This is a genomic window from Caballeronia sordidicola, assembly GCF_000729995.1.
Classification (GTDB): Bacteria; Pseudomonadota; Gammaproteobacteria; order Burkholderiales; family Burkholderiaceae; genus Caballeronia; species Caballeronia sordidicola_A.
The window spans coordinates 1-13,949 of the sequence record NZ_JNFG01000206.1; the positions used below are offsets into that span (position 1 = coordinate 1).

16 protein-coding genes are annotated in these 13,949 nt (G+C 60.4%); 4 read left to right on the plus strand and 12 right to left on the minus strand.

The window, feature by feature from the left end; all coding sequences use genetic code 11:
- From FH08_RS0143235 to FH08_RS0143275, 8 genes are all read right to left on the minus strand, one after another.
- A partial coding sequence (locus tag FH08_RS0143235) for a cytochrome c oxidase subunit 3 (protein ID WP_031364331.1) occupies positions 1–472 on the minus strand: 472 nt, incomplete at its 3' end.
- An 85-nt stretch (positions 473–557) separates the two neighbouring features.
- Complete coding sequence (locus tag FH08_RS0143245; RefSeq protein WP_031364332.1) at positions 558–764, minus strand: DUF2970 domain-containing protein; 207 nt, start codon at positions 762–764, stop codon at positions 558–560.
- Positions 765–836: 72 nt separating this feature from the next.
- Complete coding sequence (locus FH08_RS0143250) at positions 837–1,409, minus strand: cytochrome c oxidase assembly protein (protein ID WP_031364333.1); 573 nt, start codon at positions 1,407–1,409, stop codon at positions 837–839.
- Between the two features lie 5 nt (positions 1,410–1,414).
- Positions 1,415–1,555, minus strand: coding sequence for a cytochrome oxidase small assembly protein (locus FH08_RS52810; RefSeq protein WP_089165287.1), 141 nt, complete (start codon positions 1,553–1,555; stop codon positions 1,415–1,417).
- A gap of 96 nt (positions 1,556–1,651) precedes the next feature.
- On the minus strand, positions 1,652–3,289 hold the full coding sequence (gene ctaD, locus FH08_RS0143260) for a cytochrome c oxidase subunit I (RefSeq protein ID WP_031364334.1): 1,638 nt from the start codon (positions 3,287–3,289) through the stop codon (positions 1,652–1,654).
- Between the two features lie 90 nt (positions 3,290–3,379).
- The gene (coxB, locus tag FH08_RS0143265; RefSeq protein WP_031364335.1) at positions 3,380–5,023 is read right to left on the minus strand and encodes a cytochrome c oxidase subunit II; all 1,644 of its coding nucleotides are present in this window, start codon (positions 5,021–5,023) and stop codon (positions 3,380–3,382) included.
- Positions 5,024–5,205: 182 nt separating this feature from the next.
- Entirely contained in the window at positions 5,206–5,682 is a 477-nt protein-coding gene (locus FH08_RS0143270) for a DUF2244 domain-containing protein (protein WP_031364336.1), read from the minus strand.
- Between the two features lie 310 nt (positions 5,683–5,992).
- On the minus strand, positions 5,993–6,964 hold the full coding sequence (locus FH08_RS0143275) for a methyltransferase domain-containing protein (RefSeq protein WP_031364337.1): 972 nt from the start codon (positions 6,962–6,964) through the stop codon (positions 5,993–5,995).
- Between the two features lie 157 nt (positions 6,965–7,121).
- Between FH08_RS0143275 and FH08_RS0143280 the strand changes: the two genes are divergently transcribed.
- Together FH08_RS0143280 and trmL are read left to right on the plus strand one after the other, a co-directional pair.
- Positions 7,122–7,925, plus strand: coding sequence for a ComF family protein (locus FH08_RS0143280; protein WP_031364338.1), 804 nt, complete (start codon positions 7,122–7,124; stop codon positions 7,923–7,925).
- 18 nt (positions 7,926–7,943) lie between these two features.
- On the plus strand, positions 7,944–8,414 hold the full coding sequence (trmL, locus tag FH08_RS0143285) for a tRNA (uridine(34)/cytosine(34)/5-carboxymethylaminomethyluridine(34)-2'-O)-methyltransferase TrmL (protein ID WP_031364339.1): 471 nt from the start codon (positions 7,944–7,946) through the stop codon (positions 8,412–8,414).
- 14 nt (positions 8,415–8,428) lie between these two features.
- On the opposite strand, the gene FH08_RS0143290 is transcribed toward trmL, so the two are convergent.
- The 4 genes from FH08_RS0143290 to FH08_RS0143305 form a co-directional block, all read right to left on the minus strand.
- On the minus strand, positions 8,429–9,427 hold the full coding sequence (locus tag FH08_RS0143290) for an NAD(P)H-dependent glycerol-3-phosphate dehydrogenase (RefSeq protein WP_031364340.1): 999 nt from the start codon (positions 9,425–9,427) through the stop codon (positions 8,429–8,431).
- Positions 9,428–9,451: 24 nt separating this feature from the next.
- Complete coding sequence (secB, locus tag FH08_RS0143295; protein WP_031364341.1) at positions 9,452–9,925, minus strand: protein-export chaperone SecB; 474 nt, start codon at positions 9,923–9,925, stop codon at positions 9,452–9,454.
- A gap of 134 nt (positions 9,926–10,059) precedes the next feature.
- The gene (grxC, locus tag FH08_RS0143300; RefSeq protein WP_031364342.1) at positions 10,060–10,320 is read right to left on the minus strand and encodes a glutaredoxin 3; all 261 of its coding nucleotides are present in this window, start codon (positions 10,318–10,320) and stop codon (positions 10,060–10,062) included.
- Positions 10,317–10,742 (minus strand): rhodanese-like domain-containing protein, encoded by a 426-nt coding sequence (locus tag FH08_RS0143305; protein WP_031364343.1) that lies wholly within the window; start codon positions 10,740–10,742, stop codon positions 10,317–10,319. The genes grxC and FH08_RS0143305 overlap by 4 nt, the downstream gene beginning before the upstream one ends.
- 200 nt (positions 10,743–10,942) lie before the next feature.
- Between FH08_RS0143305 and gpmA the strand changes: the two genes are divergently transcribed.
- Positions 10,943–11,689: a 2,3-diphosphoglycerate-dependent phosphoglycerate mutase gene (gene gpmA, locus FH08_RS0143310; protein WP_031364344.1), complete on the plus strand. Its 747-nt coding sequence runs from the start codon at positions 10,943–10,945 to the stop codon at positions 11,687–11,689.
- Between the two features lie 544 nt (positions 11,690–12,233).
- Complete coding sequence (locus FH08_RS0143315; RefSeq protein ID WP_031364345.1) at positions 12,234–13,844, plus strand: S41 family peptidase; 1,611 nt, start codon at positions 12,234–12,236, stop codon at positions 13,842–13,844.
- The last annotated feature ends 105 nt before the right edge of the window (positions 13,845–13,949 follow it).

Below are 13,949 nucleotides of genomic sequence, written 5' to 3' on the forward strand. Positions count from 1 at the left end.
GTGCCGTGTTGATCGACGGCAGCGGCCACGGCGTCATAGAACGGAAGTGCGACACCAGCCCGGCAGGACCGTTATTCGGCCATACGGCGCTGAAATCCGGCCAGATCAGCTTGTAATCGAGGCTGCCCAGTTCGTGCAGCGCAATCTGGCGCGCGTAGAACAGCGCGCCGAAGAATGCCCCGAAGAACATGACTTCGGAGAAGATGAACCAGCTCATGCTCCATCGGTACGACAAATCGACATTCTTGCCGTACATCCCGCCTTCGGATTCCCCGATGGAGTCTCCAAACCAGTGCCACAACGTGTACAGCAGCCAAAGCAGGCCGACGACAAATGTGATCGGCGCCCATGGTTCACCATTGACCCACGACGCCAGCGAAGCCATCGAGATCAGCAGCCCGGTGGCGGCCATGATCGGATGTCTCGACGGCTGCGGGACGAAATAGTACGGGCTTTCGTTGTGACCGCTCATTATTGATTCTCCACTTCGATCCAGTTGCTTGAATTTTTTGCTGCCACTGCCGCCGCCTGATTCTTCCCCAGCAACGCCACTGGCGTTATCTCACCACCGCCCGCACCACCAACAGCAACACGACGATAAACAACGCCGCTCCGATAACCGCCGCCGCGATCAGATGCAGCGGGTTCAGCGAGGCATCGCTCTCCAGGTCGCTGCGACGGCGCACGCCGAAGAACGACCAGAAAACCGCCTTCAGCAACCGGAGAAAGCTGTTCTTCGGCGCCGGCTTTTGTGTTTCAACCATCTCACGTCTCCACCGCTTGCACGGCTTATCTCCTACCTCGCCGCGCGTGCTTGCCGAAAGCGCAGTGGCTAACTAAGTACCGCTTCGCGACACCGACTCAGGCGCGGTCAGTTCAAAGAATGTGTACGACAACGTGATCGTTTTCACATCCTTGGGCAGCTTCGGGTCCACTACGAACACCACAGGCATGCGCCGGGTCTCGTTCGGCTTCAGCGTTTGCTGCGTGAAACAAAAGCACTCAATTTTCTTGAAGTACTCGGTGGCCTGCATGGGCGCGTAGCTCGGAATGGCTTGCGCCTGAACCGTTCGGGCTTGCTGGTTGGTCACCTCGTACATCACCGTCATGACTTCGCCCGGATGCACGTCCAGCGTGTTCTGTTCCGGCTTGAACTGCAATGGGCCGCGCGCGTTTGCATCGAATTCGATGGAAATCTTGCGGCTCATGTCGACCTGCGTATTCTTCGCTTCCCGTGCGCCCACGTCGCGCTGCACAAGATTGTTGATGCCGGTAATCGAGCAGATCGCGCGATACATGGGCACCAGCGCAAAACCAAAACCGAACATGGCCGCCGCCACCACGATCAGCTTGACCAGCATCGAGCGGTTGAACGCGCGATCTTCCTTGATCTCCTCAGGCGTCGACACGTTCCCTACCCTCTGGAACGCACGTACTGATCGACAACTACCGCCGCGAAAAACACCGCGGCTACTGCCAGCAGGATCAGGCCAAGCCGCTTGTTGCCCGCGCGAACTTGTGCGGGCGTGCGTTGCTTCTGTGAATTCCGGGTCATCCGTTCAGGCTTTATTCCGCTAGTCATGCGCTTCGCTGTCATTGTCCTGCTTGGCGCGCGTCCCGTTTCGCAAAATCCGGAACGCGCTGCGTGGCTTTATTCCACGTGCGGCGGTTGCTCGAACGTGTGGAACGGAGCCGGGCTCGGCACGGTCCATTCCAGACCTTCCGCGCCGTCCCACGGCTTGTCGCCGGCTTTCTCCAGATCGCCACCGCCCCGATACGCCGGCAATGCCACCGCAAACAGGAAGTACACCTGCGCCAGACCGAAACCAAATGCGCCGATAGTCGCAACCTGGTTGAAGTCCGTGAACTGCGCCGGGTAATCCGCGTAACGACGCGGCATGCCGGCGAGGCCCAGGAAGTGCATCGGGAAGAAGGTGATGTTGAAGAAGATCATCGACGCCCAGAAGTGGATCTTGCCGCGCGTCTCGTTGTACATCCAGCCGGTCCATTTCGGCGACCAGTAATACCACCCGGAGAAGAGCGCGAACAGCGACCCTGCCACCAGCACGTAGTGGAAGTGCGCCACCACGTAATAAGTCCCGTGCATCTGGATATCAAGCGGCGCCATGGAGAGGATCAGGCCCGTGAAACCGCCCATGGTGAACACGAACAGGAAGCCGATGGCGAACAACATGGGGGATTCGAAGCTCAACGAACCGCGCCACATGGTGGCGACCCAGTTGAACACCTTAACGCCCGTCGGCACCGCGATCAGCATGGTCGCGTACATGAAGAAGAGCTGACCCGTCACCGGCATGCCGGTGGCGAACATGTGGTGCGCCCAGACCATGAACGAGAGAATCGCGATGGACGACGTGGCGTACACCATCGAGCTATAACCGAACAGCGGCTTGCGCGAGAACGCAGGGATCACCTGCGACACAATCCCGAACGCCGGCAAGATCATGATGTACACCTCGGGATGCCCGAAGAACCAGAAGATATGCTGGTACATCACCGGATCGCCGCCACCCGCTGCGTTGAAGAACGACGTGCCAAAGTGGCGATCGAACAGCACCATGGTGATCGCGCCTGCCAGCACCGGCATCACGGCAATCAGCAAGTAAGCGGTGATCAGCCAGGTCCAGCAGAACATGGGCATCTTCATCAGCGTCATGCCGGGCGCGCGCATGTTCAAAATCGTCACGACGATATTGATACCGCCCATGATCGACGATGCACCCATCAAGTGGATCGCGAAAATCGCGAAGTCCATGCCCGGGCCCATCTGCGTGGAGAGCGGCGCGTACAGCGTCCAGCCGGCAGCGGTTGCGCCGCCGGGAACGAAGAACGACGTGATCAGCAGGATGGCGGCCACCGGCAGCAGCCAGAAGCTGAAGTTGTTCATCCGTGCGAAGGCCATGTCCGACGCGCCAATCTGCAGCGGAATCTGCCAGTTCGCGAAACCGACGAACGCCGGCATGATCGCGCCGAACACCATGATCAGGCCGTGCATGGTGGTCAACTGGTTGAAGAACTCGGGACGCATGATCTGCAGACCCGGCTCGAAGAGCTCGGCGCGGATCATGAGCGCCATCACGCCCCCTGACAGGAACATGATGAACGAGAACAACAGGTACAACGTACCGATGTCCTTGTGGTTGGTCGCGAACAGCCAGCGACGCCAGCCGTACGGCAGTTCGTGCGCGTGCTCTTCGTGGTCATGACCGTGATCATGAGCGTGGCCATGTTCGTGGCCCGCGGTTACATCGTGTCCGATGCTAGACATGACAATCTCCTAAAGCGAATTCTGCGGCACTTGGGCGTTACGCTACGCCAGCTTCCTTTCAGAAAGAAGCTAGCCGTTTGGGTACGACCGTCAGGCAGCCGGACTGATCTCTACACGCCGTGCTTCTCTCGCGTCGGTACCGCCCGTGATCGTTTCCGGCTTCTTCAAAATGATGCGGTCTTCCGCCACGCCCGCAGCCTTCAGCGCGTCGCGAACAGCCTGTGCACGCGTCTTCGCCAGTTCGGCGTTCTTCGTGGCGGAGCCGGTTGCGTCGGTGAAACCTGACAGCGTCAGCTTTGCGTCCGGATGCGCCTTTGCGTAGTCAGCTGCAGCCTGCACCGCGCTGGCGGCATCGGCAGGCAATGCATCCTTGCCCGTCTCGAAGTACACACTCGCCGGCAACGAAGCCGCAGGAGCCGATGCGTCCGACGCCGCAGCAGATGCAGCCGGAGCCGCACTGGCTGCGTCCGAACCCGCCGCTGCACCGCTCGCAGCTGCGTCCGAACCGGCTGCCGCAGCACCCGCGCCCGCCAGATGATCGCCGCCGGCCGGCATCTTGCCGTTACGTGCGTCGGTAACTTGCAAGGGTTGCAGGATGTCGCCCGTGTGGTTGCCCCAGGTATTGCGTTCGTACGTGATCACCGAAGCGATCTCAACGTCGTTAAGCGTCGCGCCCCAGTTCGGCATCGCGCCCTTGCCCTTGAGCACAATGCTCACGTGGTCCGCGATCGGGCCATTGGCGATCTTGCTGCCATCGAGCGCCGGAAACTGACCTGCGCCCTTGCCGGTTGGCTGGTGGCAGACCGCGCAATTTGACGAGTAGACCTGCGCGCCGCGCGCCTTCAGCTCGTCCATCGTGTAAGTCTTGTTCGGATCGTCCGCGCTGGCCGCCATTTTCTTCTTCTGGCCATCGACCCATGCCGCGTAGTCGTCAGCCGACAAAACTTCGACCACGACCGGCATGAACGCGTGTTCCTTGCCGCACAACTCGGTGCAGAAGCCGCGATACGTGCCGACCTTCTCAGCCTTGAACCACGTGTCGCGCACGAAGCCGGGGATGGCATCCTGTTTCACGCCGAATGCCGGCACGTACCACGAGTGCACGACGTCGTTGGCCGTGGTGATGATGCGAATTTTCTTGTCGACCGGAACCACGAGCGGGTTGTCGACTTCCTGCAGATAAAGTTCGCCAATCGGTGCCTGGCCGTTCGTCTGGCTACGCGGCGTGGACAGCGTGGACAGGAAGTTGATGCCTTCGCCCGGCCCCTTCACATAGTCGTAGCCCCACTTCCACTGATAGCCGGTCACTTTCACGGTCAGGTCAGCGTTCGTGGTGTCTTTCATCGCGACCACGGTCTTCGTGGCCGGCAGCGCCATCAGCACGACGATCACGAACGGGACGATCGTCCAGATGATTTCGACGGTGGTGCTTTCGTGGAAGTTGGATGCCTTGTGTCCCTTCGACTTGCGGTGCATCAGGACCGAATAGAACATCACGCCGAACACGCCGAGGAAAATCACCGTGCAGATGATCAGCATGAACGTATGGAGGCTGTAGAGCTCCTCGGCGATCTTCGTCACCGGCGTCTGGAAGTTGAGTTCATTCACTCCAGGACCGCCGGGAACGTCAGTGACCGCCAGGGCTGCGCCGGCGAACAGGAGTCCGCTTAACGCCAGCACGCCCGAGAGGGCTCGCTTGATTGTTTTCATAGCTTCCTTACCCAAAATTTCCATTCAGACCCTCGACCCCCGTAGGCACCCGTCCGACTCATGCATCGCCTCCCCTGGAAACGATCTACTCGGCGGCGCGTGTCGATGCGTGTGCCGCTTGCTACGTCCTTCCATGCTTCTTGCCTTTTTGCGGCGCGCTGCCATTCGGACACCCTGAATGCGCCCAGCCGGCGCATTTCAGACCATCAGCCGCAGCGCGTCAGCCACATCCGTAACTCGACGGCAAACTGCTTGCGACGATGCTGCGCCAGATATATCCCGACCGGCACCGACTCACCACGCGACACCAGCTTCACCGGATCTCTCGGCGTTGCCCCTGGCTCGACTCTCACCCAGCGCGGATTGAACTCCATCTGTGTAAGCGTTTCAGCATCCATCCGTTCAATCAGAAGCCGGTTGTGAAACAGCAGAATCCGCTCATAGTCGACAGCATGCCGCGCATAAATGACGAACGCGACACCAACCGCCAATAACTCGATACCCGTAAAAGGCAGCACCAGCCAAGCGCCCGCCCACATCAGCAAACTCGCGATCAGCAACGAAAACAGCGCAAGCGACACGTAGAAGGCCACGAATTGCCGCGGTGAGGCAGAACAGTTTCGCTTGATCAACCAATCTTTTACGACCGGTTCAGCGTCCTTCGGCAGATCAGTTGCTTGCATCGCCGTCTCCCGCGTCAGATTTGTCTCACCCGCGCTGCGTGTTGCTTATCTGCTGCCTAACTATTGCTTACCTGCGTATTGCTCACCCGCGCTCACCTGTTAGCCGCCGACAATCTACTCGGAATACGCCCAAAATCATGCCAGCCAGGCGACAAACTGACGCATTATAGGCGCGTTGCCCAGCATCCACAAGCAAGGTGGTGCACGCCGCAAAGCCAAGCCGCACAAGCCTCTGCGCCCTTTTGCCGCATCCTTTTGGATGCTTGTCAACGCGCGTATTCGAGGGGTGGGAATGGCCTTTTTGACTGGTTTACTTGCTCCGTTTTGGGCCTCGTCCTATGTCTTCAAGCCTTACGATACCGTGCCCTTCGGCCGTCATTCGCGGCACCGCCTTCCATGCGTGTCCATAGATCACTTCAAACGTCAGCGGGATCGTGCCGTCTTCGCGGCGGCGCGCTTCAAGCGCCGCGTGAAGCGCGTCACGCAACGCGCGGGCATGCGTTTGCGGCGCAGCGTCACGCGGATAAGCACCCCAGCGGCGCACGTCCTTCAGCAGCGATTCCGGCGACTTGTACGTGATCGTCAGCACCTCCTGATCCATCACCGGAATCTCGAAACCGCTCTCGACCAGCATGTCGCCGAGATCGTGCATATCGACGAATTCGATGGTGTGCCGCTGTGGCGCCAGGCCCAGTGATTTTTCTGCCTGCGCGTACGCGCCGCTGAGCTCTTTCAGTGTGTCGGGACCGAGCGTGCTGAACATCAGCAGGCCGTTCACCTTGAGCACACGGGCCCACTCGGGAAATACGAGGTCGGGCCGTGCGTGCCAGTGCAGCGCGAGATTCGACCAGAGCATCTCGAACGCGCTTGCAACAAATGGCAGGTGAGCGAAGTCGCCCTGCGCCAGTTGCGGGCCGCGCGCGCCGAATGCCTTGCCCAGCGTGGCGGGAAGAAACCGCCGCCAGCCGGCATTGGCTTCGGATTCGGCCATCTCAGCCTGATTCGCCCGGGCCAGCATGGCCGCCGACAAATCCATGCCGAGGACCGATGCATCGGCGAAACGCTCGCGCAGGCCCGGCAGGTCGGCGCCCATGCCGCAGCCCGCGTCGAGCACGCGCACGGGCGTTACCTTGATGTAGTCGAGCCGCTCGCGCATGCGCTGCGCGATCTCGCGCGGCAGGAACGCGACGTCATCGAACGTCGCGGCACGACGGTCGAAAATGCGCTGCAAACGGCGCGAATCGTAGGCTGGACGGCCAGCGTTGGCAGGAGTTGGGGACATGACAACCTACTTTCTAAGAGTGCGAAGTATACTCGGTCGATTCCTGAAACGTTCAGCCAAACCAGGCAGTGCAACGGTTCCCGCCAGTTCTCCGGCGCGGTCGCTCGTTCACTCGGGCCGGATTTTCGCGCTGCCGCACATTATTTGGATCGGACGTATGAAGCTACGGTTTGGTGTCGCATCGTGCGGTCCAGGCTCGCTGCGCGCGGCTTCTGCCACGGCGCTGCGGCGGCTCGGCCAGATGCGCGACATCGCCTTACCCAATCAGTGCGCATTGTGTGGCAATTTGTCGCAGAAGGTGTTGTGTGCCGGCTGCGATGAACAGTATTGGAACCAGACACGCACACGATGCCCGGTTTGTGCATTACCCGTGCCGGTGCGTGCTGCGGCATCGGCCGCATCCGCTGGCGTTAAAAGTGGAGCGCATCTGCCTTGCAGGCGGTGTATTGCGGAGCCCCCGCATTTCGACGCGACCATTGCGCTGGCCGACTATCACGCGCCACTCGATACACTCGCGCTCGATCTCAAGTTTCACTCGCGGCTCGCAACGGCCGACGAGTTCGCGCGTCAGTTGCAAGCCGCATTCGAGAACACCAACGTGGGGGCGCCGGATATCGTCGCACCTGTGCCGCTGTCGCCAAGGCGCCTGAGGACGCGTGGTTACAACCAGGCGTGGTCGATCGGGAAACCGCTTGCGCGCCGGCTCGGCGCGTTGGCTGATGCAACGCTGATCGAGCGCACTAGAGATACGGCGCCGCAAGCAAAGCTCGATCTCGATACGCGGCGCAAAAACGTCGGCAATGCGTTCACGGTGCTACGTGAGATACGCAACCTTCACGTGGCGATCGTCGACGACGTCATGACCTCCGGCGCCACGCTAGACGCGCTGGCCTTTACGCTGAAAGCCGCCGGTGCGCGGCGTGTCACCAACTTTGTCGCGCTGCGCACGCCGCAAGACTAACTTCAAGAGTTATCGCTTATGTTCAACGTCGTACTGGTCGAACCTGAAATTCCGCCGAACACCGGTAATGTGATCCGGCTGTGCGCCAACACGGGCGCCTGCCTGCATTTGATCGAACCGCTCGGTTTCCCTCTCGACGACGCCAAGATGCGCCGCGCCGGCCTCGATTACCACGAGTACGCGCAGATGCATGTGCACGCCAACTGGGACGCGTTCCTCCAAACGGAAGCGCCCGACGTGAGCCGCATGTTTGCGTTCACCACGCGCGGCTCAACGCCATTTTTCGGGCACACGTTCCAGGCGGGCGACTGGTTTGTCTTCGGTGCCGAGACCCGGGGTCTGTCAGACGCGGTGCTCACGCAGTTCACGAACGACCGGCGCGTGCGTTTGCCGATGCGCCCGGGGAACAGGAGTTTGAATTTATCGAATACGGTGGCGATCGTGACGTTCGAAGCCTGGCGTCAAACAGGCTTCGAGGGTGGCGAATAGTCTTTTCGCCCCCCTCACTCCGCTTTTGCGTCACGGCTTAACAACGCGTGAACCGCGTCACGTGGAGCGACGTTTTCGAACAACACGCGACACACCGCGTGCGTGATCGGCATCTCGATGCCATGAGACTCCGCCAGCGCCTGCACGGCACGAGCGCATCGCACGCCCTCGGCCACATGACCGAGCGCCGCGAGAATGTCGGTGAGCGACCCGCCGCTTGCCAACTGAATGCCAACCGTGCGATTACGCGACAAATCTCCGGTGGCAGTGAGAATCAGATCGCCGAGCCCGGTCAGTCCGGTGAAGGTTTCCGCGCGGCCGCCAAGCGCCACACCGAGCCGCGACATCTCGGCCAGTCCGCGCGTAATCAGCGCGGCCCGGGCGTTCAGGCCCAGGCCGAGTCCATCGGCAATGCCGGTTGCAATGGCCAGCACGTTCTTCACCGCGCCGCCCACTTCCACGCCAATCACGTCGTCGCCTGTATAAATGCGCATGGCGCCGTGATGAAACGCGGCAACGGTCCGCTCGCCAAGCGTGGCCGACGCGCTTGCGATCGTCAGCGCCACTGGCAAACCCAGCCCGACTTCGCGCGCGAAGCTTGGGCCCGAAAGGGTGCCGTTGCTTATCTGCTGCGGCAATTCGGCCGCCACCACCTCGTTCGGCAGGCATTGCGTATCGGCTTCGAAGCCTTTGCACAACCAGACGATATGCGCCGGAACAATGCCCAGTTCCCGCATGTTGCGGCACATCGCGCGCAAACCCGCGACCGGTGCTGCAACCACGCACAGAGCCTCTTCGGCCGCACCGTGGGCCAGCGCTGAAGCGAGATCGGGGTCGTACTGAAGCGCTGCGGGCAGCAGTATGCCGCGCAGGTAGCGCTCGTTTTCGTGCGTTTGGGACAGGGACTCGATGAGCGCGCGATCGCGCGCCCAGAGCACCGTGGGGTGGCGAGTGGCCAGATGGCCAGCCAGTGCGGTGCCCCACGCACCGGCGCCGAGAACGGCTACTTGCATGCCCGGCTCCGGAAAGTGCGTAATTTAGTTCAGCGTCGCGCCGTTGGCCACGCCTTCCTGAGCTGCCGACAACTGCGAAATACGTTGTTCGTACAGCGCCTGGAAATTGATCTCGGCGAGGTGGATCGGCGGGAAACCGGCGCGGGTGATGGCGTCGGCAATGTTCGAGCGCAGGTACGGGAACAGAATGGTCGGGCACGCAATGCCGACCAGCGGATCGATTTGATCGGCGGGAATGTTGCGGATATCGAAAATACCGGCTTGCTTCGCTTCGATCAGGAACGCGACCTTTTCCGAAACCTTCGCGGTCACGGTGCCCGTTACCAGCACTTCGAACACGCTTTCCGCCAGGCGCTCGGCCTTTACGTCTACTTCCACTTCCACCGACGGCATTTCCTGCTCGAGGAAAATGCCCGGCGAATTGGGCTGCTCGAGCGACATATCCTTCAAATAGATGCGCTGGATGTTGAAGAACGGCTGGTTGTTGTCGTCAGACATGGTTGATTCCCTTGATTATTTAATGTGCCGCTCGCGATTTTTCCGGTTTTTTCCGGCTGAAAACCGCGGGCAGCTTAATTGCGCAGCGAACGCATTCACGCCGACGCGCCCGGCCTGGGCGATCCGCTGCTTGTTCAGGCGGCTTCGAGCAGCGGCACCAGGCCGCCTTTGCGATCGAGCGCGGACAGATCGTCGTAACCGCCAACATGCGTCTCGCCGATAAACACCTGGGGCACCGTTCTGCGCCCCGTACGCGTCATCATTTCGTCACGCCGCGCCGGATCACGGTCGATCAGCACCTTCTCGACGTTTTCCACGCCGCGCGACTTTAGTAGACGTTCGGCCATCTGGCAATACGGGCACACCTGCGTGCTGTACATGATCACTTTATTCACTTTACCGCTCCTTGTTTCACGACCGGCATGCCGGCTTTCTGCCAGGCATCCAGCCCGCCCTGCAATACGTGGACTTCGGCGTAGCCGGCATTGCTCACGATCTGGCTCGCCTTCTGGGACTGTTGGCCGGTCTGACACACGAGCAAGACCGGATTGCTCTTATTCTTCGCGATTTGGCCACTTTTTGCTTGAAGCTCCGAAATATCGAAGTTTCGCGCCGCCGGCAGATGCCCTTTCGAATACTCGGCGGCCGGCCGAACGTCGATCACGGAAGCGTTGCGGCGATTGATCAGTTGAACTGCCTCGGGAGCGGTAACACTCCCGCGGCCACGCCGGGCAAACGTCGGCCAAAGCAGCAACCCACCAGAAATGAGGGCGACGGCGATAAGAACAAGGTTGGTGTAATCGGTGAAAAACTTCACGTCGGGACCGCCGGATTGGGAGTGTGGAAAAATGAAAGGTCGAAAAAAATCGGGACAATCCAGCCATTATAAAATAACCATCCTCCGCGATGGACTCGACCGATCGGCCGAGTTGCGCCGGAACGCATTGCCGCACAGAATCGATGCCAGTTTCCAGCTTTTTTGCCGCTTCCTAACTAACCGACCTCTCAACGGACATCATGTACAAGCTAGTGCTCATCCGCCACGGCGAATCCACGTGGAACAAGGAAAACCGATTCACAGGCTGGGTCGACGTCGACCTGACAGAACAAGGCAATCGTGAAGCCCAGCAGGCCGGTCTGCTGCTGAAGGAAGCCGGCTTCAGCTTTGATCTGGCTTACACCTCGGTGCTCAAGCGCGCGGTCCGCACGCTCTGGCACGTGCAGGACCAGATGGACGAAATGTATTTGCCCGTCGTCCATTCATGGCGGCTGAACGAGCGACATTACGGTGCGCTCTCCGGCCTGAACAAGGCTGAGACCGCCAAAAAATACGGCGACGAGCAAGTGCTGATCTGGCGCAGGAGTTACGACACGCCTCCGCCTGCACTCGATCCGTCCGACGAGCGCACCGCATTCAACGACCCTCGTTATGCGAAAGTGCCGCACGAGCAGTTGCCATTGACCGAGTGCCTGAAGGACACGGTTGCCCGCGTCATGCCAATCTGGAACGAGTCAATCGCGCCGGCCATCAAGTCGGGCAAGCGCGTGCTGATTGCCGCGCATGGCAATTCCATGCGCGCGCTGATCAAGTATCTGGACGGCATTTCCGACGATGACATCGTTGGCCTGAACGTCCCGAATGGCGTGCCGCTGGTATATGAACTCGACGAGAACCTGAAGCCGATCAAGCATTACTATCTCGGCGACCCGGAGGCGATTGCCAAGGCGCAAGCGGCGGTTGCGAAACAAGGAAAAGCGGGTTAACGGCCTCTGTTCCAAGATTGACCGGCAGTCGCGGGTGCTTTGATCCGGCACTCGTGACCGTTGGCTTGAAGCATCGTCGGGGGTTTTCCTCGCTGCGCAAATCGCTCGAGGCGCTAAGCACAGAGGAATCTGCCGTGCGGGGTCGCGTGCGTGCTCGCACTCGGCACCCGTGATCCATCGGCCTCGCGGCGCGGCTTTAACGCGACGCCACCTCTTGCCTGCACGCTTTATGCCGGCACAGTCCAGATTTGGCCAGCATCCGGGCAAGCGCACGGACGCTTCATTCCATCGGCTCACCAGCGTTTATCGTCCGAATGGGCGAAAATAAGCGGCCCAAATTCTCCCTTCGCGGATCCTCTTTAAACCGGGCCCGACATTTGCGGTCGGATAATGGTTTGGAAACCGCCGCACACAAAAAGAACCCGCCCATTCAATTTCCGGCGAAGCCCTTTAAGCTGCGTTTAAGTCGTGGTCCGAGGCTTGCAGTTATACTGCCCAGTCAACCACGACGCAGCCTAATCCGCTTCCGACCGCAACAGACTCTATGCGAAAGAACCTGAAAAACATCGGCCTGATCGCCGCGGGCCTTGCTACCGGCGTATTTGCAACGCTGCAACTGTCCGCATCCGCCCAGCAAGCCGCTACCGCGCCTCTCCCGCTAGATCAATTGCGGTTGTTTGCCGAAGTATTCGGGCAGATCAAGCATGAATACGTCGAGCCGGTCGACGATAAAAAACTTCTCACCGCGGCTATCAAGGGCATGGTGTCGAGCCTCGATCCGCATTCGTCATATTTAGATAAAACCGATTACGAAGAGCTTCAGGAGCAGACCAAGGGTCGCTTCGCGGGCCTGGGTATCGAGATTTCGTCGGAAGATGGCTTGATCAAGGTGATTTCGCCTATTGAAGATACGCCGGCGTTCCACGCCGGCATTCGTCCGGGCGACCTGATCACGCGCATCAACGACAAGCCGGTACGCGGCATGACGCTGGATAACGCCGTCAAGCAAATGCGCGGCGATCCGGGCACGAAGGTCACGCTGACCATCTTCCGCAAGACCGACGACCGGACCTTCCCGGTCACGGTCACGCGCGCAATCATCCGCGTGCAGAGCGTGAAGATGAAGGTTCCGGCGCCGGGTTACGGCTACATCCGGATCACGAGCTTCCAGGAACGCACCGTGCCGGATCTCGCCGCGAAGCTGCAGGATCTCGCGCGCCAGCAGCCGGACCTGAAGGGCCTCGTGCTTGACCTGCGTAACAATGGCGGCGGTTTGCTGCAGAGCGCGGTCGGCGTAGCCGGTGCGTTCCTGCCGGATAACGCCGTGGTGGTGTCGACGAATGGACAAATCGCGGACGCGAAGCAAACTTTCCGCGATACGTACGACAACTATCGCCTGCCCTCCTTCGACTCTGATCCGCTGAAGAATCTTCCGGAAATCTTCAAGAAGGTGCCCATGGTCGTGTTGACCAATGCGTACTCGGCGTCGGCCTCCGAGATCGTCGCGGGCGCGCTGCAGGATCATCATCGCGCGTTGATCGTCGGCAAGACCACATTCGGCAAGGGCTCGGTGCAAACCGTCCGGCCGATGACCGCCGACACAGCGCTGCGCCTGACCACAGCGTATTACTACACGCCGAGCGGCAGGTCGATCCAGAACAAGGGCATCCGCCCGGACGTTCCAGTCGATCAATACGCCGAGGGTGATCCGGACGACGCGCTCGTCACGCGCGAAGTGGATTATTCGAACCACCTGGCCAATACGCAGGACCCGGACGAGAAGAAGGAACAGGAAGCGCGCGAAGCGGACCGGCTCGAGCAACTGCGGATTCTTGAAGAGCAAAACGACAAGAAGACGCCGGAGCAGCGCCGCAAGGATCGCGAGCGCAAGCCCGTCGACTTTGGCACGTCCGATGACTTCATGCTCACGCAAGCGCTGAACAAGCTTGAAGGCAAGCCGGTGCAGGAATCGAAGTCTTATTCCGAACGCAAGCTCGCGCAGGATAAGCCGGCTCCGTCGGCTTCGGCTCCCATCGCTGTCAAACCAGCGTTGCCGGCTACACCAGGGGCGGACACGCCTGCGTCAGGTGTGCCGGGTGCCAACGCTACGCCGGTGCCCGCATCTGCACCGGCGCCCGCTTCGGCTACACAGTAAGTTTTGTCTCGGTTTCAGTCGGCGCGGGCTTGATATCCGCGCCGACTGATTCAGCCGCAACCAGCAGCGAATTCACCTCACCGCTTTCCGGCAAAACATCGCGCC

Coding starts and splice junctions, on each gene's coding strand:
- FH08_RS0143290 (WP_031364340.1), bottom strand. CDS start 9,427: ATGCAAGTAGCCGTTCTCGGCGCCGGTGCGTGGGGCACCGCACTGGCT.
- FH08_RS0143270 (WP_031364336.1), bottom strand. CDS start 5,682: ATGCAAGCAACTGATCTGCCGAAGGACGCTGAACCGGTCGTAAAAGAT.
- coxB (WP_031364335.1), bottom strand. CDS start 5,023: ATGGAAATTTTGGGTAAGGAAGCTATGAAAACAATCAAGCGAGCCCTC.
- ctaD (WP_031364334.1), bottom strand. CDS start 3,289: ATGTCTAGCATCGGACACGATGTAACCGCGGGCCACGAACATGGCCAC.
- secB (WP_031364341.1), bottom strand. CDS start 9,925: ATGTCTGACGACAACAACCAGCCGTTCTTCAACATCCAGCGCATCTAT.
- FH08_RS0143245 (WP_031364332.1), bottom strand. CDS start 764: ATGGTTGAAACACAAAAGCCGGCGCCGAAGAACAGCTTTCTCCGGTTG.
- trmL (WP_031364339.1), top strand. CDS start 7,944: ATGTTCAACGTCGTACTGGTCGAACCTGAAATTCCGCCGAACACCGGT.
- FH08_RS0143275 (WP_031364337.1), bottom strand. CDS start 6,964: ATGTCCCCAACTCCTGCCAACGCTGGCCGTCCAGCCTACGATTCGCGC.
- FH08_RS52810 (WP_089165287.1), bottom strand. CDS start 1,555: ATGACCCGGAATTCACAGAAGCAACGCACGCCCGCACAAGTTCGCGCG.
- FH08_RS0143280 (WP_031364338.1), top strand. CDS start 7,122: ATGAAGCTACGGTTTGGTGTCGCATCGTGCGGTCCAGGCTCGCTGCGC.
- FH08_RS0143315 (WP_031364345.1), top strand. CDS start 12,234: ATGCGAAAGAACCTGAAAAACATCGGCCTGATCGCCGCGGGCCTTGCT.
- gpmA (WP_031364344.1), top strand. CDS start 10,943: ATGTACAAGCTAGTGCTCATCCGCCACGGCGAATCCACGTGGAACAAG.